Here is a 19,150-nt window from a genome sequence, read left to right as displayed (position 1 = left end):
TAAGGAGCCGCCGTGTCCTGGAAGAAGACGGCCGACTGGTACGCGCGCTGTCTGCCCGATCCCGCGGCGGCGCACACCGCGTGGCGGGAGCACGGGGTCGCCGTACTGCCGCTCGGCGCCCGGTTCGAAGCCGTACGGATCCCCGACGCGCTCGCGCACGCGGCCGTCGAGAGCTCCGAGGATCGTGTCGTGGACCTCTCGCTCACCCTGGCCCTGGAGGGGCCCGTGATCCACGACTCGCGCGGCCGCAACCGCTACGCGCTCGTCGAGCCGGGTACGGCGGAGGGCTGGCGCCGGCGGCCCCGGAGCGCCGTCGAGTGCCTCGGCCACGGCACCCACCTCGGGGTGCCCGACATCGGCCGGGACCGGGTCGTCCCCGGCCGGCCTCTCTACTGGGCATCGGCCCCCGGCCCGGGGTCCTACTTCTGCCGGGTCGCCGCCGTGCGGCTGCTCGTACGGGTAGGCGCGGCACGGCTCGCCGAGGTGGTGGAGAGGTGACGGGCGGCCCGGAGGTCGAGGAGGCGCACGCGCACCCCGGCGGGGAGTGCGCGCGGGCGCACGTGCTCCGCGCCGGATGCGGACTGCCGGCCCCGATCACGATCGAGTACGGCGGTCCCATGGCCGACTGCCGGTCCTGCCGCTACGGGTGGAGCGTCCATCACGACCCGACGAGCTGCTGGCAGCCCACTCGCACGGAGGAGGGCCTGATCGCCCGGATCCGCGAGGCGGCGCCGCTTCTCGTCTCCGCCCGCGCCATGCTCGACGCCGTCGTCGGCCGCCTCTGAGCCGGTCAGGATCCTGTGTCGGACCGCCCGGTCCGAGCTTCGTGGGTCGCGGCGAGGTGTCGGGTCCGGTGTCTCGTCAGCAGCTCGTCCACGGGGTCCAGGACTCGGTCCCAGGCGTGTTCGGCCTCCGGTGACCGGCGGGGGGTGCGGGCGTAGGTCCGGGCCGCGGCGATCGCCTTGTCGTACAGGTCGTGGTCCGCGGGGAGGGCGATCGAGCGTTCGCGTCGCAACCACGTGATCAGCCACGGCATGTCCCGGGACCAGTGCGGGTTCGCCAAGGAGCGCACGCGCAGGTAGCCCAGCCGGTCCCACCATCGGCGGTTGTGCCACTTGCGCGAGTCGGCCGGCGGCAGGCCGGGAGGGAGGTCCTTCACCGGGCCCATGATGCCCGGCGACGGCGCGGGAGCCCGTGGAATTCGGTTCCGGCGGACAGAACCGGCCAGTACGAGCGGGGGTCCGGGCCGGGCCCGAAGGCCGGCGACCGGACCCCGGAGGATCACTCGTCGTCCGCGTCCTCGTCGTCGTCCAGCCGGGCCAGCCAAGTGGCCAGGCGTTCCACCGGGACCTCGAAGTCCGGGTTCAGGTCGACGAAGGTGCGCAGCTGCTCGGCGAGCCACTCGAAGGTGACCTCCTCCTCGCCGCGCCGCTTCTCCAGCTCCTCGATGCCGCGATCGGTGAAGTACAAGTCGGGCTCCGTGCCGTGATGGGGGTGTGCAGGGGGTGTTTCCCGCCAGGATAATCCGCCTATCGGCGACACCTCCCGCACGCGCCGCCCCCGGGTCTAGCCTGGATGCCCAACGAGCGGGGGGTGCGGATGACGGACGGGCGCACGACAGGGTCCGCGCGCGCCTTCGAGCTTCTGGAGCCCCTCGTCCAGGCGGCGACCGTACGCGTTCACGCCCCGCCGGGCGGGTATGAGACCCCTCGCAGTCATCGGACCGGTCCCACGTGGGGGAGCGGCTTCTTCATCGCCCCCGGCTGGGTCCTGACGTGCGCGCACGTGGTCGGCGAAGGGGGTGCTGCGGTGCGTCTGACGGGACGCGAGGTCGGCATCACCTTTTCCGCCGGGAGCACCACCGGCACGGTCACCGGGCGCGTGGAGTGCGTACTGCCCGAACGGCTGGAGGAACGGCGGCCCGGCCGGCACGCCCTGTGGGACCTGCCCGACCTGGCGCTGGTCAGGGTCCTGGCTCCCGTCTCGCACGCCTGCGTATGGCTGACCGACCGCTCCCGACCCCGCTTCGACGAGGTCGCCTACTTCGGCTGCACCGAGGACCTCGGCACCCCCGAGATCACCGGCCGCACCACCCGCCTGCGCGGCACCGCCGGGAACGGCGCGGCCATCCGGCTCGGCGACGACGACGAGATCGAGCCCGGCATGTCCGGCGGGCCCGTGGTGGACCTCGCCCGCGGCGAGGTCGTCGGCGTGCTCAAGGCCCGGCGCCTGACGGGCGGTGGCGGCCTCGCCGTCTCCGTCGTGCAACTGCGCACCCTGCCGATGGCCGCACGGGGGCCGGGCAGGTCGGGGCTCTACCGCCGGATCATGCAGGCCCACGACCTGTACCACTACGACCAGCACCTCAGCGACCTCGACAACCGGCGGACCTGGACGGACGTGCACGGCGAACTCCCGCCGGAGGAGGGCGACCCGTACGCCGGCCGGGGCCGGCTCACCCCCGGCGAGCGCACCACCCTGTGCGGTCTGCTGGCCGAGCTGCCCCCGCCGGGCTCCTCCGAGGTCGTACGCGCCCTGGTCGAGGAGGCACGCGGCGAGGAGCCGGACCCGCTGCCACCGGCCCCGCTGAGCTGGCGCGACGGACTGGGGCTGCTGCACGACCCGCCCGGCGGGACGGCGGAGGCCGCGGCGATGCTCCGGTACGCGACGGACGTGAGCGTGGCCGAGTACCGCGAGCCGGCCACACCGGGCGCGGACGAGGAGCTGTGGGACTGGGTACGGGCCACCGCCGAGCGGCTGTGGCGGCCGCTGCGGCGCGAACTCGGCGAGCGCCACGAACGGGGCCTCGCCGAGCGGGAACGGCGCCGTCGGGCCTCGGCCGGGCGGGCGGTGCACGGCCCGGCGAGGCGCTCCGGCGGGCTGCCGACCGGGGCCTCGGTGCTGCTGGAGGTGTGGGCGCACGGCTGGGAGGACGTCTACGACTGGCGGGTGTCGGTGCTGGCCGGCCCCGCGCACGCCGGCCGACTGACGCCGGTGGACTCGGGCGTACGGGCCACCCTGGCCGGTCTGCCGGAGGCGTTACGGACCCCGCTCGCCGAGGGCTTCCGGCGGTGCGACACCCACGAGACGGCGGCCCTCCTCGAAGTGGCCGTGGCCCCCGCGCTGTTCGGGCTGGCGGTGGACGAATGGGTGGTGGTGGGCGGCGTACCGCTCGGCGTGCAGCGGCCGGTGGTGCTCCGTCACCCGGCCGGGGCGAACCCGGGCACGGCGCCGAACCTCGGCGGTGCGCGGGAGCACCCCGCCGACCGCGAGGGCACCGACGCGTCCGCCCGCTGGGCGAGGGTCCAGGCGGGACCGCTGCAGGACGAACGGGCCGACTGCGTCCGGGGCCGCCCCCGCACCCCCGCCACCGAGTGGCTGAGCGGACTCCCCGACAACACCGTGCCGGTGCACTGCCGGGCCGCCGAACAGGAGCCCACGCTCGGGTCGCTGCACGCGGTACGGGACGCCGGGTACGGGGTGGTGGTGACCCGGCGGCCGCCCCCGGACCCGGGAGCCTCCTGCGCGCCCTTCCACCGCGGGCTACGGGAGGAACTGGCCGACGCCGGACGGGCGGAGGTGCTCCCGGAGCGCCTGCAGGATCTTCGCGGGCGGGCGTACGGGGCGGATCCCGACGCCTATTGGGCGGCCGGGACGGGACTCGTGTGGGAGGACCCGGCGCGGCCGCTGCCGGACGAGGAGCCGCTCCAGGGCGACCTGTGAGGCGACCGGGACGCCCCCCATGAAGCGACCTGTGACGGGATCCATGGCACGACCCATGACACGACCCATGACACGACCCATGACGTGACCTGTGACGGGGCCGGGGCGGACGACGCGAGGGAGGGAGCAGGAGCACCATGAACGACGAGTGGCTCATTTACCGCGGGGTGGGCGAACCCCACGACGGCATCGACGCCCTGCCCGACCCGCCGCCCTGGCGGGACTTCGACGGCGGCCCCGTGGCCGAACCGGACGGCCCGGCCCGGGTCGCCGACGGCAACGTGGCCCGGCGGCTCGGGGCGCACCGGCAGGCCGCCGAGCTGCACCGGCCGGAACCGGAGGAGCTGGAGGCCATCAACGCGGCCCTGTACCTGCGCCGGCCGCTGCTCGTGACCGGCTTCCCCGGCACCGGGAAGTCCACCCTCGCGCACGCCGTCGCCCACGAGCTGAAACTGGGGCGGGTGCTGCGCTGGCCGGTCGTCTCCCGAACCGTGCTCCAGGACGGCCTCTACCGCTACGACGCCCTGGCCCGGCTGCAGGACGTACAGATCGCGGCGAGCAGCGGCACCGGCAGCGGCGCCGCTGCCTCCGGCGGCCCCGCCGCCGCCACCGACTCCGGGGTCCCCGGCATCGGGAAGTACATCCGGCTCGGGCCGCTCGGCACCGCTCTGCTGCCGACCGCCCGACCCCGCGTCCTGCTCATCGACGAGCTCGACAAGAGCGACATCGACCTCCCCAACGACCTGCTGAACGTGCTGGAGGAAGGGGAGTTCGCCCTCCCCGAGCTGGAACGGGTGGCCGACGTCGAGCCCGAGGTGCAGGTGCTCACCGACGACGGGACCAAGGTCACCGTCCGCGGCGGCCGCGTCCGCTGCCGCGCTTTCCCGTTCATCATCCTCACCAGCAACGGGGAACGGGACTTCCCCGCCGCCCTGCTGCGCCGCTGCATCCAGCTCAAGCTCGGCCAGCCCGGCGAGAAACGGCTCGCCACCATGGTCCGGGCCCACCTCGGCGAGGAGGCCGCCCGGCTCGGGGCCGACCTCATCCGGGAGTTCCTCAGCCGCTCCCAGTCCGAGCTGGTCGCCGCCGACCAGCTGCTCAACGCCGTGTACCTGACCCACTACGCCGCCCCGCCCACCCGGGAGGACCTCGCGGACCTGCTCATCCAGCGCCTCGACCGTCCGAGGTGATCGGCCGTGGCCCCCGCCGGCGCGCCCGGCGTCCGTGAACTGGCCGCGCTGCTGCGCGCCGCCGGGCTCGACCCGTCCGCCGGGGAACTCGCCGACGCCCTGTGGCTGGCCGGGCACATCGGCGGGCCCCGCCGGCCCGCCCCGGGCGGGCCGGGGCCGGGCGCCCCGCCGACCGCGGCCGAGGAGCCGCCCGGGGAGCCCGCCGAGCCCGCACGCCCCGACGCGGAGGCCGACGCCCCGGTCGGGCTCTACGCCCCCGGGGCGGCCCGGCCCGACGGCCCCGACGGGGACCGGCCCGGGGAGTCGCCCGAGGAGTACGGGGTGCCCGTACGGGTGCCCGGAGCCGCCGCGTTGCCCCGCATCCTGGACATCCAGCGGGCCCTGCGCGCCCTCCAGCGGCACCGCCCGCCCGGCCCGCCCACCCGGCTGGTGATCGACGAGGCGGCCACCGCCGAGGCCAGCGCCCGCGCCCTCGGGCTGGTCATCCCGGTGCTTCGGCCGGCGAGCCGGCGCGAGGCGACCGTACGGCTGGTGATGGACGCCTCCCCGTCGATGGCCGTCTGGCAGGACATGTTCGAGGAACTACGGTCCGTGTGCGAGCGGTTGGGTGCCTTCCGGGACGTCCAGGTGCACTACCTGCACCGTCTCGCCGACGGCACGGCCGCGCTCGGCCGCAGCCCCGCACCCGGCTGCGTACGCGCCTCCGGCCTGCGCTCCGGGGACCAGCTGCGGGACCCGACCGGCCGGGCCCTGACCATGGTGGTCTCCGACTGCGCCGGGCCGCTGTGGCGCGAGGGCACCGCGCAGCGGCTGCTGCACCGGTGGGCCGAGTGCACCCCGTGCATGGTCGTCCAGCCGCTGCCGCAGCGGATGTGGGGGCGCAGCTGGCTGCCCACCGAGCGGGGCACGCTCACCCGGCCGGAGGGCGGCGGGCAGCGGCTCGTGTTCCGGCCGGACCGCCCCCCGCTGCCCGGGCGGCCCACGGGCGGGCTGACGGTGCCGGTGCTGCCGCCCAGCGCGATCGCCCTCGGGTCCTGGGCCCGGCTGCTGGCCGGGCTGACCGCCGGGCCCGTACCGGCCGAGGTGGGCCGGGTACGGGCCGACCATCCGGCCGCGCCCCCGCCGCCACCGCGTGCCGTGCGGCCGCCGCGCGAACTGGTGGCGCGGTTCCGGTCCTCGGCCGCGCCCCGGGCCGTACAGCTCGCCGTGTACCTGTCGGCGGCGCCGCTGACACTGCCCGTGATGCGGCTGGTGCAGCGCACGATGCTGCCGGACTCCGAGCCCTCCGACCTGGCGGAGGTGCTGCTGAGCGGGCTGCTGCGGCGCGGCGCGCCGGGCTCGGGTCACTGGTACGAGTTCGTCCCCGGGGTGCAGGACGTGCTGCTGGGGCCGCTGGGGCGGGACGATGCCGCGCTGGTGCTCAAGCACTGCTCGGAGTACGTGCTGGCGCACTTCGGCCGGGGCGTACGCAACTTCCCCGCGCTCGCGGTCTCCCAGCTGACCGGGATCCCGCCGGCGGTCGCCGACCCCGGACCCGAGGAGGACGAGAGGGCTCCGGAGGGGCGGCTCCCGCAGGCCTTCGCGCAGGTTTCGGCCAAAGTCGTACGCCGCTACCTGCCCGGGATGCCCGAGGAGGGCCCCGCCGTACGCAGACCCGCCGCGGCCCCGATCCCCACCCGGGCCGGGGCCGTGCGCGCCGCCCGGGACCGCCTCGTGGACGCCGACGCCGACGGTGACGGCGGCGCGCGGGCGCTGTACGAGGCCGTGGCGGTGCTCCGGCGGGCGGTGACGGCCCCGCCGGGGCCCGGCGATCCGCCGGAGGAGGCGGAGACCGAGCTGGCGGGGGCCCTGCTGCGGCTGTGGACGGCCCAGCGGGACCCGGAGCTGCTGGCCGAGGCGGAACGGGCCGTGACCGGGCTGCGGTCGGCGCGCGCGGGGGCGGTGCTCGGCCGGGTCCTGTACGAGCGGGCGCTGGCCGCCGGACCGGACGCGGAGCTGCTGGCGGCGGCGGACATGCGGTTCGCGGCGGCCGGCGCCGCCGCCGACCCGGAACTGCGGCGGGACTGCGCGGTGCGGCGGGCCGAGACCCTGATCCGGCTCAGCACCCTCCGGGACGAGGCGGGCGCGCTCCGCGAGGCACGGGCGGCCCTCGAACCCCTGGCGGGCCCGGCCCCCGGCGCCGGGGGAGAAGCCGGCGACGGCGGCGACGGGATCCCGGCCCCGTACCCCGAACTGCACCTGGCCCTGGGCCGCGTCCTGCTGGCCCTGCTGCCCCGCACCCCGGATCCCGCCGAGCGCACGGCCCTGGCCGAACAGGCCGCGGTCCGGCTGGCCGCGGCCCTGACCGCCACGCCCGTCGGCCCCGGCGCCCCCGTCCGCACCGGCCCGGGCACCGTGCAGGTCCGGGTGGAGCTCGCCGACGCGCTGCGCCACCTCCCGGGCCGGCTGGAGGAGGCCGCCGGGCAACTGGAGGCGGCCCTCGCGGAGGTGGGCGGGGACCCGGAGCTACGGGTGACGGCCCTGGTGTGCCTGGCGCGCGTGCACCGGGAGCGGTACGCGCGGGACGCCGACCCGGTGGCTCTGGAGGACGCGGCCGAGGCGTACGGCCGGGCCCGGCGGCTGATCCCGCGCGACGCGGAGGCCTTCGCGGAACTCCTGCCCGAGTGGGGCGACGTACTCCTGGACCGAGCCCGGGCCGCCGACGGGCGGCGATTCACCGGGGCCGCCGTACGCGTGCTGCGCGAGAGCCGGGCCGCGGTGGCGCAGTCCGACCCCGGTGCGGCCCACCGGCTGCTGCGGCTGGCCACCGGGCTCCGGCTGCGGCACACGTACGAGGGCGACCCGGTGGACCTGAGGGAGGCCGAGTACCTGCTGGAACTGGCCGTCCGGCACAGCCGCGACCCGCTGGAACAGGCCCGCGTCTGGCGGGACCACGGCGACGTCCAGCAGGAGATCCACGGCCACACCCGGGCGCTGGAACGCCTCGACCGGGCGGCGGACTCCTACCGGCGGGCCTGGCGGGCCGCCCTGGAGGCCGACGTGGAGGACCGCGCGGACACCGCCGTCCAGCTGGCCGCCCGCGTACAGCAGTTGCGCGGCGACGTGCTGGAACGCCTGGCCCGGCCCCGCGCGGCCCTGGACGCCTACCGGTCGGCGCTGGAGCTGTGGACGCGGACCCACGAGGGCGCCGCGGGGCGCTCGGAGGCGGTCCGGGCCCGGATCGCGGCCCTGGAGGCCGCGCTCTGACGCCCGCGCCGAGGGCGCGGCCCGGGCCGGGACCGCTGTTTCCACGGACCGGGGGACGGGAAGAGGAAGTGGACCATCCGGTGTGCGACGCGACAGGGGGCCCGGCGGCACATGGTGACGAAGCAGCAGGAAGTGGAGGCGACGGCCCCGGGATGTCCGGGACGGCTGCCGGATCTCTCCGGGCTGGACCTGGCGGCGCTGCGCGGGATCGACCATCCCGTGCTGGCCGGGGTGATCGAGGGCATGGTCGAGCGGGTGACCCATCCCGCGGAGATCCTCAACGCCTTCGACTCCAGCGTGGCCTGATCGCACCATGCCTGATCCGTCCTACCTTGAAACCGAGTTGACCACTTTCCGCCGTTAGCCGGGACCGTCCCCAGGGCAGGGATGCACCGTCCGCCGGGGTGTCCCCGGGGGGTTGTCGCCGGGGGAGGGAGGTGCGGTGATGCGGCGAGCGGTCACGAGCGGAACCCCGCTGCCCGCACCCGACGGTCCCGACCCCACCCCACCCCCCGACCCCACCGCGCACCCCGGATCCTCGGAGCGGTCCGACCCGCACGCGGACCCGCACGCGGACGCGGCCGCCGCCCAGCGGCTGCGCCACGCCCTGCACGCGCCCTGGCCCTACACCCGGCTCGACGTGGCCGCCGCGCGGGCCGCCGGCCACCGGCCGCACCCGATCCGCCAGTTCGTCCTCAAGACCCGCAGCCGCTGCAACCTCGCCTGCACCTACTGCTACGTCTACGAGATGGCCGACCAGGGCTGGCGCGACCAGCCGCCCGCGATGACCCCCGCCACCGTCGCCCGCGCCGCGCAGCGGATCGCCGAGCACGCCGCCGCCCACGACCTGCCCCGGATCGACCTCGTCCTGCACGGCGGCGAACCCCTGCTCTCCGCGCCCGCCCGACTGGCCGCGCCCGTCGACGCCGTACGCACCGCCGTGGCCGAGGCCGCCCCGTCCACCCGGGTCACCGCCACCGTCCAGACCAACGGCACCCTGCTCACCCGCGGTCGCCTCACCGCCCTGGCCGCCGCCGGGATCCGGGTCGGCGTGAGCCTCGACGGTGGGCTGCCCGCGCACAACACCCGCCGGGTGGACCACGCGGGACGGCCCGGCTTCGCCTCCGCCGCCCGCGGCCTGCGGCTGCTGGCCCGCCATCCGCAGAGCTACGCCGGGGTGCTCTGCGTCGTCGATCTCGACCAGGACCCGATCGAGACCTACGAGTCCCTGCTCGCCTTCGCCCCGCCCAGCGTCGGGCTGCTCCTGCCGCTCGCGAACTGGAGCACCCCGCCCCCCGGCCACCGCCCGGGCCGGACCCCGTACGCGGACTGGCTCCTCGCCGTCTTCGAGCGCTGGTGGCACGACGGCGTACGGCGCACCCGGATCCGGCTCTTCGAGGAGATCATCGCCCTGTTGCTCGGCCTGCCCACCACCACCGAGACCCTCGGGCTCACGCCCGCCGCCACCGCCGTGATCGAGACCGACGGCTCCATCGAACAGGCCGACTCACTGAAATCCGCGTACGAGGGGGCCGCCGCGACCGGGATGGCCCTCGACACCCACAGCTTCGACCAGCTCCTCGACCACCCCGGACTCGCCGCACGCCAACTCGGCCGGGACGCGCTCGCCGGCTGGTGCCGCGCCTGCGAGCTGGTCGAGGTGTGCGGCGGGGGGCACTACCCGCACCGCTACCGCGCCGGCGAGGGCTTCCGCAGGCCGTCCGTGTACTGCGCCGACCTGCAGCGGCTGATCCGGCACATCGCCGCCGCCGTGCAACAGGCCGCCCGGACCACCCGACCCGCCGCCGAAGCCGCCGATCGGGTCGCCGATCCGGTCGCCGAAGCCGCCGCCCCGGCCGCCGATGCCGCCGATCCGGTCGCCCGACCCGCCGCCGAAGCCGCCGCCCCGGCCGCCGGACCCGCCGCCGAAGCCCCCGCCGCCCACCCCCCGGCGGTCGCCTCATGACCGACGCCCTCACCGCCTTCACCGTCTCCTCTCCCACCCTGCGCGCCCTCGCCTCCACCGAACCGTCCATGGAGGGCACCCGCCTGGTCCGCGACGTACGCCGCTCCAAACGCCTGCTCCTGCTGCGCGCCGTCCTCGACGCCGCCCCCGGCGGCCGCTCCGGGGAGACCGCCGACCACTGGGCCCTGCTGGAGGAGGCCGAGCGCCGCGACCCGGGAGCCGTGCGCGACGTACTGCACTACCCCGCCACCGGGGTGTGGGCCGAGGAGACCCTGCGCCGGCTGCACGCCCCCTGCGGCCCCCCGCCCGACCTCGGACACCTCGGGGCCCTCGCCGTCGCCGCCGCCCTGCGCGCCCGTATCCCCTTCAGCCACACCCTGCGGCCCCTGCACGGCCGGCTCGTCCTGCCCACCCTCGGCCTGCTGCGCCCCGACCGCCCCGGCCCGCTCGCCCTCTCCGAAGGCTCCTGGGACCCCGACGACCCCGCCACCGTGCCCCTGCACGCCCTGCCCGGCGGCCGGACCGCCCTCGACGACCTCGACCCCTACCGGGCACCCGGCCCCGCGCAGCCCGTCCCGATCCGCCCCGCCCGCCGGCTCACCCCCAAGGGCCACAAGCGGTGGGACACCCAGTGGTCCGGCGCGCTCACCCTGCTCCAGCGCTACGACACCATCCGCGCGGAGGAGACCGTCCAACTGCTGCGCTCCGTCGTACCGCTGGCCGGCGGCTCCCGCTCCAACGGCGCCACCCTCCCCGCGGCAGCCGGCTCCGTACTGGCCCGCACACAGGCCCCGCCCGCGCTCGCCGCGACCCTCGTCCACGAGGTCCAGCACGGCAAGCTGACCGCCCTCACCGACGTCCTGACCCTGCACACCGCCGACCACACGCCCCGCCACTGGGCCCCCTGGCGCAGCGACCCCCGCCCCCTGGAGGGCCTGCTGCACGGCGCCTACGCCCACCTCGCCCTCGCCGGGTACTGGCAGCGCGCCGCCCTCTACGGGGCCCGCGGCGCCTGGGCCCAGCACGCCCGCATCCGCGCCCAGGTGGCGGCCGTCCTGCCCACCCTGCGGGCGCACGAGCTACTGACCACCGCCGGACGGGAGTTCATCGACGCGATGGGGGCGGCCGAACGCGCCATGGACGACCTGCCGCCGCCCGGCGACCAGCACACCGCGGCCCGCCGGGCCGTCGACCGCGAACGCCGCGCCTGGTGCGAGGCCCACCCCGAACTCGCCCCGTTCGCACAAGGCTGACGGACCGTCCGCTGCGGTACCTTTCAAGCCCGTCCACCGCCCGGATTCCAGGGAGACGGCCCGATGACCACCGGTAGTCGCCAGGACCGTGAACCGGCGGCGCAGCAGCCGCCCCAGCCGCCCCAGCCGCAGCGATTCGTCATCAGCTTCGCGGGATTCAACCGCCCCTGGGCGGTGTGGATCGCGCACCGCCTGGAGGAGCACGGCCACCGCGTCGCCCTCCATCGCTGGGACCCGCAGAACAGTCCCGGCATCGACCAGGCCCTCGACGACCTGGCCCGCTCCGGCAGCCGGGTCCTCCTGGTCCTCAGCGAGCGCTACTTCTCCGCCGGCACCCACACCGACGAGCAGTGGAACACCGCCCTGCGCGCCGTCACCGACCGCCATCCCGAGCGGTTCGCGGCGGTCTGCCTCACCGACGCCCCGCTGCCCAGCGCCGTCGCCGTGCTGGAGAAGACCGACCTATGGGGGCTGGACGCGTACGAGGCCGAGTACCGCGTGCTGCGCCGCCTGGAGCTGCCCACCGACCGGATCGGCACCGAGACCGGCCGCCGCGGCCCCCGCTTCCCCAACGACCCGCCGGAGATCTGGGGCCGCGTCCCGCGCCGCAACCCGCGCTTCACCGGCCGCAACGACGTCATCGGCACCCTGCGCGAGGCGCTGGTCGAAGCCCCGCCCGGCGCGTCCACCGTCACCCTCCTCGGGCTCTCCGGCGTCGGCAAGACCCAGGTCGCCACCGAGTACGCGTACCGCTTCGCCTCCGAGTACGACGTGGTGTGGTGGGTCCCGGCCGAGGACCGGCCCACCCTGCGCGAACGCCTCGCCGACCTGGCCCTCGCGCTCGGGCTGCCGCGCGGGGCGGGCAGCTACGGGGAGCAGATCCGGGCCGTCCTGGAAGCGCTGCGGCGCGGAAACCCGTACGGCCGCTGGCTGATGGTCTTCGACGGCTGCGACAACCCGGACGACCTGATCGACCTGCTGCCCTCCGGCGCGGGCGACGTCATCATCACCTCCCGCAACCGCGAATGGGCCGCCCGGCACACCAGCCTGGTCGAGGTCCCGCTCTACGCCCGCCCCGAATCGATCACCTTCATCCGCCGCCGGGCCCTGCGCCTGACCGCCGACGAGGCCGACCAGCTCGCCGAGGCCCTGGAGGACTACCCGCTCGCCCTCGACCAGACGGCGGGCTGGCTCGCCGACTCCCCGCTGCCGGTCGGCGACTACCTCGTCCTGCTCCAGCACCGGATGGACTCCCGCGAGGCCGTGGCCCTCTCCGAGGACTACCCCCTGCCGTTCCCCACCGCCCTCGCCATACTGCTCAACAACGTCCGGGAGAACTTCCCCGACGCCCTGGCCCTGCTCCGGCTGTTCGTCTTCTTCGCCCCCGGCCCGGTGCCGCTGCGCCTGCTGCGCGAATTCCCCGCCGACGACGTGCCCGAACAGCTCGCCGGTCTGATCAACGACCAGATCCGGTGGAACGCCGCCCTCAACAAGCTGGTCCAGTTCTCCGTCGTCCGGCTGGAGTACTCGGACCTGGCCGTGGAGGAGGGCGGCGGCGGACTGGAGACCGTACAGCTGCACCGCATGGTCCACGGCATCGTCCGCGAGGACCTCTCCGAGGGGGAGGCCGAACCGCTGGCGCGCGCCGTACGCCAGGTCCTCGCCGCCGCCGACCCCGGCCGGCCCTCCGACTCCCGCCTGTGGCCCCGGTACGCCGAACTCATCCCGCACCTGGCCACCTCAGGGGTGCTCACCAGCAGCAACCCGCGCATCCAGAACTTCCTGCTGCACTGCCTGCGTTACCTGATCCTGTCCGGCGAGTACCGCACCTGTCTGCGGCTCTCCGAGGAGACCGACCTGATCTGGCGGGCGCTGCTCGGCGAGGACCACCCCAAGGTCCGCGAGCTCAGCTACCAGTACGGCGAAGCCCTGCGCAACCTCGGCCTGTTCCGGCGCGCCGAGACCCTCACCCGCGCCCGCGCCGACCGGCTCGCCGGGGAACGCGGCGACCGCGACCTGGAGACCCTGCGCGCCACCAGCTCGTACGGCGGGGTCCTGCTGTGCATCGCCCGCTTCGAACCGGCCCGCGAGATCTTCGAGCACTGCCTGGCCACCTACCGCGAACTGCTCGGCGAGGACGACTCCACCACCCTCGCCGCCCAGAACAACCTGGCCGCCACCTACCGCCTGCTCGGCCGCTACCAGGACGCCTACGACCTCGACCTGGACACCCTGCGCCGCCGCGAACGGGTCCTTCGGACCCACCACATCTCCACCCTCTCCTCCGGGATCGCCTGCGCCATGGGCCTGCGGCTGATGGGCCGCTACCACGAGGCCCAGACCCGGCAGGAACAAGGCGTGAAGATCAACACCCAGGTGCTGGGCCTCGAACACCCGCAGACCCTGCGTGCCGAGCACAACCTCGGGATGTGCCTGCGTCGCTCCGGTGACATCCCCGGCGCGGGCCTGCGGCTGCGTACCGTGTGGGAGCGGGCCACCAGGGTGTTCGGGGCGGACTACCCGTGGACCCTGATGGTCGCCTCCGACTACGCCACCTATCTCAGGGAGTACGGGGACGTCGGCGAGGCCCGCCGGATCTCCGAGGACGTGGTCCGCGGCTACCAGTCCCAACTCGGCCTCGCCCACCCGTACAGCATCGGCACGGTCGGCAACCTCGGCCTCGTCCTGCGGGCCCAGGGCGAACGCACGGCCGCGCTCTCCCTCGCCGAGCAAGCACTGGTGGGCATGCGCGGCGCGCTCGGCGACCGGCACCCCTGGACGCTCGGCTGCGCCCTGAACGCCACCGGCCACCGGAACATCACCGGCCGGCTGGAGGACGCGCTCGACCTGAGCCGCGAGACACTGCGCACGGCCGAACGGGTCCTCGGCCCGGACCACCCGATGTCGCTGAGCGCCCAGATCGCCCTGGCGGCGGACCTCCGGTCGGTACGGGAGTACGAGGAGGCGGCGAAACACGAGGACGCGGGCATCAAGGGCCTCACCCGCACCCTGGGCGCGCAGCACGTCCACACGATCTCGGCGAAGCAACAGACGAGGCCGTACTGGGACTTCGAGCCCCAGCCGTAGCGGGTCGGTGACGCCTCCGGGGCCCACTAGTCCGGCACCGGGATGAGGTTGGGGCCGTTGTCGAACACCTGGTCCTTGAACCGTTCGCGTTCCTCCGGCGTGACGCACTTGACGTCGCCGTCAAACATCTCCCGCCATACGTAGCCGGGCTTGCAGGTGGACGGCCCGTAGGCGCCGCCGCCGGGCTGGCGGTGGGGGTTCTGCGCGTGGACCCGGTCGCGGACCTCCGGCGTGACGCAGAGGGAGTCCCCGTCGAAGCTGTCACGCCAGACGTAGCCGGGCTGACAGGTGTACGGCCCGTAGGCGCCGCCGTGGGGCTCCTGGTGGGGGTTCGGGAAGACGTCGGAGCGGACGCCGGCCGCCGACTGCGGCGGATGGGCGACCGCCGCCGATGCCGGCAGCGCGACGGCTCCGCAGATGAAGGCGGCCGAGACGACGGGCATCACGAAGCGGGCCATCCGCCGCTTGGGCCGGGTGGGGGTCGGGGTGGGGACGTCGTAGGACATGGGGGCTCCTCCAGGGAGGGGGTCCGGCGGCGAGGGGCGCCGCCGGATCTCTGTCGGTCCGTGGCCCCGCGGCCGTCGCCGCGCGATCACGTCTCCAGTAGAGGTGCCGGTGCCGGTCCCGGTCATGTCCCGGAAGGACGTGGCTTGACGGAACGGAGCAGAAGTGCGGGGCGGGCCGAGGGGAGGCGCCGACCCGGAAGCCGGGCCCGCTACGCCGGAAGGCCCGGCCCCCGTGGGGGGCCGGGCCTTCCGCTACCGCTGGGATCGGGGCGGGCTACGCCTCGAAGACCTCGTTCAGCAGGAGCTGCTGCTCCGCCTGGTGGCGCTTCGCGGAGCCCACCGCCGGCGAGGAGCCGTGCGGCCGCGAGATGCGGCGCAGGCGCTCGCCCGCCGGGACGTCCGCGCCGACCGCCAGGTCGAGGTGGTCGATCAGGTTCAGGGCGATGAACGGCCACGCACCCTGGTTCGCCGGCTCCTCCTGGGCCCAGATGTACTTCGCCGCGTTCGGGAACTTGGCGATCTCGGCCTGGAGTTCCGCGCCCGCCAGCGGGTACAGCCGCTCGATGCGGATGATCGCGGTGTCCGTGATGCCGCGCTTCTCGCGCTCGGCCTCCAGGTCGTAGTAGACCTTGCCGGCGCAGAAGACGACCTTGCGGACCGCGTTCGCGTCCACCGTGCTGTCACCGATGACCGGACGGAACGCTCCGGTCGTGAACTCCTCCGCCTTCGACGCCGCCGCCTTCAGACGCAGCATCGACTTCGGGGTGAAGACGATGAGCGGCTTGTGGTGCGGGTTGTGGACCTGCCAGCGCAGCAGGTGGAAGTAGTTCGACGGCAGGGTGGGCATGGCCACCGTCATGTTGTCCTGCGCGCACATCTGGAGGAAGCGCTCGGGACGCGCGGACGAGTGGTCCGGGCCCTGGCCCTCGTAGCCGTGCGGGAGGAGCAGCGTGACGCCGGAGGTCTGGCCCCACTTCTGCTCGGCCGAGGAGATGAACTCGTCGACGACGGTCTGCGCGCCGTTGACGAAGTCACCGAACTGGGCCTCCCAGAGGACCAGCGCGTCCGGGCGGGCCAGCGAGTAGCCGTACTCGAAGCCCATGGCCGCGTACTCGGAGAGCAGCGAGTCGTAGACGTTGTAGCGGGCCTGGTCGTCCGACAGGTAGAGCAGCGGGGTGTAGTCCTCGCCCGTCTCCCGGTCGATGAGGACCGCGTGACGCTGGCCGAAGGTGCCGCGGCGGGAGTCCTGGCCGGACAGCCGGACCGGGGTGCCCTCCATCAGCAGCGAGCCGAAGGCGAGGGTCTCGCCCATGCCCCAGTCGATGGTGCCCTCGTCGATCATCGCCGCGCGGCGCTGCAGCTGCGGCAGCAGACGCGGGTGGACGGTGACGCCCTCGGGGATGGTGACCTGGGACTCGGCGATCCGCTTCACGACGTCCTGGGAGATCGCGGTGTTCACGGCGACCGGGAAGTCGGGCTGCGGGGTCGGGGACGGCGTCGCGGCGGCGGGCTGCGTGGCGGCCTCGCGGACCTCCGCGAAGACCTTCTCCAGCTGGCCCTGGAAGTCCTGGAGCGCCTGCTCCGCCTCTTCCAGCGTGATGTCGCCGCGACCGATGAGGGACTCGGTGTACAGCTTGCGCACCGAGCGCTTCTTGTCGATCAGGTCGTACATCAGCGGCTGCGTGAAGGCCGGGTTGTCGGACTCGTTGTGGCCACGGCGGCGGTAGCAGATGAGGTCGATGACCACGTCCTTGTTGAACGCCTGGCGGAACTCGAAGGCGAGCCGCGCGACGCGGACCACGGCCTCCGGGTCGTCGCCGTTCACGTGGAAGATCGGCGCCTCGATCATGCGGGCCACGTCGGTCGCGTACATCGAGGAACGCGAGGACTCCGGGGCGGCGGTGAAGCCGACCTGGTTGTTGATGACCACGTGCACGGTGCCACCGGTGCGGTAGCCGCGCAGCTGCGACATGTTCAGCGTCTCGGCGACGACACCCTGGCCCGCGAAGGCCGCGTCGCCGTGCAGGGCCAGCGGAAGGACGGTGAAGTCCGTGCCGCCCTTGTTGATGACGTCCTGCTTGGCGCGGGCGACACCCTCCAGGACCGGGTCCACCGCCTCCAGGTGCGAGGGGTTCGCGACGAGCGAGACCTTGATCTGCTCGCCGTCCAGGCCCGTGAAGGTGCCCTCGGCGCCCAGGTGGTACTTGACGTCGCCGGAGCCGTGCATGGACTTCGGGTCGAGGTTCCCCTCGAACTCGCGGAAGATCTGCGCGTACGACTTGCCGACGATGTTCGCCAGGACGTTCAGGCGGCCGCGGTGGGCCATGCCGATGACGACCTCTTCGAGGCGGGCCTCGGCGGCCGAGTCGATGACGGCGTCGAGCAGCGGGATGACGGACTCGCCGCCCTCCAGGGAGAAGCGCTTCTGGCCGACGTACTTCGTCTGCAGGAAGGTCTCGAAGGCCTCCGCCGCGTTCAGCCGGCGCAGGATGCGCAGCTGCTCCTCGCGCTCCGGCTTGGAGTGCGGGCGCTCGATGCGGTCCTGGATCCAGCGGCGCTGCTTCGGGTCCTGGATGTGCATGAACTCGACGCCGGTGGTGCGGCAGTACGAGTCGCGCAGGACGCCGAGGATGTCGCGGAGCTTCATCATCGACTTGCCGGAGAAGCCGCCGACCGCGAACTCGCGCTCCAGGTCCCACAGGGTGAGGCCGTGCTCGGTGATGTCGAGGTCGGGGTGCTTGCGCTGCTTGTACTCCAGCGGGTCGGTGTCGGCCATGACGTGGCCGCGGACCCGGTAGGAGTGGATCAGCTCGAAGACGCGGGCGGCCTTCGTGACGTCGTCGTCGTGCGAGGCGTCGATGTCCCGGTTCCAGCGGACGGGCTCGTACGGGATGCGCAGCGACTCGAAGACGGCGTCGTAGAAGCCGTTCTCGCCGAGCAGCAGGTTCGCGACGATGCGCAGGAACTCGCCGGAGGCCGCGCCCTGGATGACCCGGTGGTCGTAGGTCGAGGTCAGGGTCATGACCTTGGAGATGCCCAGCTTGTTCAGGGTGTCCTGCGAGGTGCCCTGGAACTCGGCGGGGTAGTCCATGGAGCCGACGCCCATGATGACCGACTGTCCGGGCATCAGGCGGGGCACGGAGTGCACGGTGCCCAGGCCGCCGGGGTTGGTGAGGGAGCACGTCACGCCGGTGAAGTCGTCCATCGTCAGCTTGCCGACGCGGGCGCGGCGGACGATGTCCTCGTAGGCCTGCCAGAACTCGAAGAAGTTGAGGGTCTCGGCCTTCTTGATGCCGGCGACGACGAGCTGGCGGTCACCGTTGGGCTTCACCAGGTCGATGGCGAGGCCGAAGTTCACGTGGTCGGGCTTGACCAGGGTCGGCTTGCCGTCCTTCTCCGCGAAGGAGTAGTTCATCGACGGCATGGCCTTGATCGCCTGCACCATCGCGTAGCCGATCAGGTGCGTGAAGGAGATCTTCCCGCCCCGGGCGCGCTTGAGGTGGTTGTTGATGACGATGCGGTTGTCGAACAGCAGCTTCACCGGGACGGCGCGGACGGAGGTGGCCGTCGGCACGTCGAGGGAGGCGTTCATGTTCTTGGCGACGGCCGCCGCCGGGCCGCGGAGCGTCACCAGCTCGGGGCCCGCGGGGCCCTCGGTGGCGGGCGCGGCCTTCTGGGGGGCTACGGCGGAAGGGGCGGGCGCGGCCGGTGCGGCGGCCGGGGCCTGGGAGGTGACAGTCACAGCAGGGGCACCAGAGGGGGTGGCAGGAGCAGGGGCAGGAGCTGACACAGGCGTGGGCGCGGCCGTCGGGGCAGGGGCCGCGGCGCGCGCCGCCCCCGTGGCGGCGGCGTCGGTGACCTGCGGCGCCGCGGGGACGGTGGTGGCGGCCTGTGCGGAGGCGCCGTCCGTCGTCGCGGGCTTCTCGGGACCGTCCGACTTCACCGGAGCGACAGCGCCCCCCGGCTTGTAGTCGGCGAAGAAGTCCCACCAGGCCCGGTCGACCGAATTCGGGTCCTGGAGGTACTGCTGATAGATCTCGTCGACGAGCCACTCATTCGCGCCGAAGCCTGAGGCAGGGTTCTTCCCGCCCTCTGCTGCTTCGGTCGTGGTGCTCGAGTTACTGGGGGACTGTGGCGACACGGCGGCAACCGCCCTCTTCCGCTTCACAAGGTATGGAC

13 protein-coding genes are annotated in these 19,150 nt (G+C 74.4%); 9 read left to right on the top strand and 4 right to left on the bottom strand.

The features are described from left to right. Positions 1-12: 12 nt before the first annotated feature. Positions 13-498 (top strand): hypothetical protein, encoded by a 486-nt coding sequence (locus ACGFYY_RS01485; protein ID WP_393706546.1) that lies wholly within the window; start codon positions 13-15, stop codon positions 496-498. Further along, positions 495-785: a hypothetical protein gene (locus tag ACGFYY_RS01480; protein WP_393706545.1), complete on the top strand. Its 291-nt coding sequence runs from the start codon at positions 495-497 to the stop codon at positions 783-785. Before ACGFYY_RS01485 ends, ACGFYY_RS01480 begins: the two co-directional genes overlap by 4 nt. A gap of 5 nt (positions 786-790) precedes the next feature. Here the strand turns inward: ACGFYY_RS01480 and ACGFYY_RS01475 are convergent, their stop codons facing one another. Continuing rightward, positions 791-1,159, bottom strand: coding sequence for a hypothetical protein (locus ACGFYY_RS01475; RefSeq protein WP_393706544.1), 369 nt, complete (start codon positions 1,157-1,159; stop codon positions 791-793). 122 nt (positions 1,160-1,281) lie between these two features. Beyond that, the gene (locus ACGFYY_RS01470) at positions 1,282-1,470 is read right to left on the bottom strand and encodes a DUF6104 family protein (protein WP_030009408.1); all 189 of its coding nucleotides are present in this window, start codon (positions 1,468-1,470) and stop codon (positions 1,282-1,284) included. A gap of 105 nt (positions 1,471-1,575) precedes the next feature. On the opposite strand from ACGFYY_RS01470, the gene ACGFYY_RS01465 reads away from it, so the two are divergent. The 7 genes from ACGFYY_RS01465 to fxsT all read left to right on the top strand — a co-directional run bounded on the left by ACGFYY_RS01465 (position 1,576) and on the right by fxsT (position 14,465). After that, positions 1,576-3,723, top strand: coding sequence for a trypsin-like peptidase domain-containing protein (locus ACGFYY_RS01465; protein WP_393706543.1), 2,148 nt, complete (start codon positions 1,576-1,578; stop codon positions 3,721-3,723). 137 nt (positions 3,724-3,860) lie between these two features. Beyond that, positions 3,861-4,913: an AAA family ATPase gene (locus ACGFYY_RS01460; protein WP_393706542.1), complete on the top strand. Its 1,053-nt coding sequence runs from the start codon at positions 3,861-3,863 to the stop codon at positions 4,911-4,913. Between the two features lie 6 nt (positions 4,914-4,919). Continuing rightward, complete coding sequence (locus ACGFYY_RS01455; protein ID WP_393706541.1) at positions 4,920-8,159, top strand: SAV_2336 N-terminal domain-related protein; 3,240 nt, start codon at positions 4,920-4,922, stop codon at positions 8,157-8,159. Positions 8,160-8,270: 111 nt separating this feature from the next. Further along, on the top strand, positions 8,271-8,465 hold the full coding sequence (gene fxsA, locus ACGFYY_RS01450) for an FxSxx-COOH cyclophane-containing RiPP peptide (RefSeq protein ID WP_365272545.1): 195 nt from the start codon (positions 8,271-8,273) through the stop codon (positions 8,463-8,465). A gap of 139 nt (positions 8,466-8,604) precedes the next feature. Then, entirely contained in the window at positions 8,605-10,125 is a 1,521-nt protein-coding gene (locus tag ACGFYY_RS01445; RefSeq protein ID WP_393706540.1) for an FxsB family cyclophane-forming radical SAM/SPASM peptide maturase, read from the top strand. Next, positions 10,122-11,378, top strand: coding sequence for an HEXXH motif domain-containing protein (locus tag ACGFYY_RS01440; protein ID WP_393706539.1), 1,257 nt, complete (start codon positions 10,122-10,124; stop codon positions 11,376-11,378). Before ACGFYY_RS01445 ends, ACGFYY_RS01440 begins: the two co-directional genes overlap by 4 nt. A 63-nt stretch (positions 11,379-11,441) precedes the next feature. Next, complete coding sequence (gene fxsT / locus ACGFYY_RS01435) at positions 11,442-14,465, top strand: FxSxx-COOH system tetratricopeptide repeat protein (RefSeq protein WP_393706538.1); 3,024 nt, start codon at positions 11,442-11,444, stop codon at positions 14,463-14,465. 26 nt (positions 14,466-14,491) lie between these two features. Here fxsT and ACGFYY_RS01430 read toward each other — a convergent pair whose 3' ends face one another. Both ACGFYY_RS01430 and ACGFYY_RS01425 read right to left on the bottom strand, forming a co-directional pair. Further along, entirely contained in the window at positions 14,492-14,971 is a 480-nt protein-coding gene (locus ACGFYY_RS01430) for a hypothetical protein (RefSeq protein WP_393706537.1), read from the bottom strand. A gap of 274 nt (positions 14,972-15,245) precedes the next feature. Beyond that, positions 15,246-19,112, bottom strand: coding sequence for a multifunctional oxoglutarate decarboxylase/oxoglutarate dehydrogenase thiamine pyrophosphate-binding subunit/dihydrolipoyllysine-residue succinyltransferase subunit (locus ACGFYY_RS01425; protein ID WP_393706536.1), 3,867 nt, complete (start codon positions 19,110-19,112; stop codon positions 15,246-15,248). Positions 19,113-19,150 lie beyond the last annotated feature (38 nt).

The sequence above is a fragment of the Streptomyces sp. NPDC048331 genome (assembly GCF_043201215.1).
In the GTDB taxonomy this organism is placed as follows: Bacteria; Actinomycetota; Actinomycetes; order Streptomycetales; family Streptomycetaceae; genus Streptomyces.
This window is presented reverse-complemented; position numbering and strand designations above follow the sequence as displayed.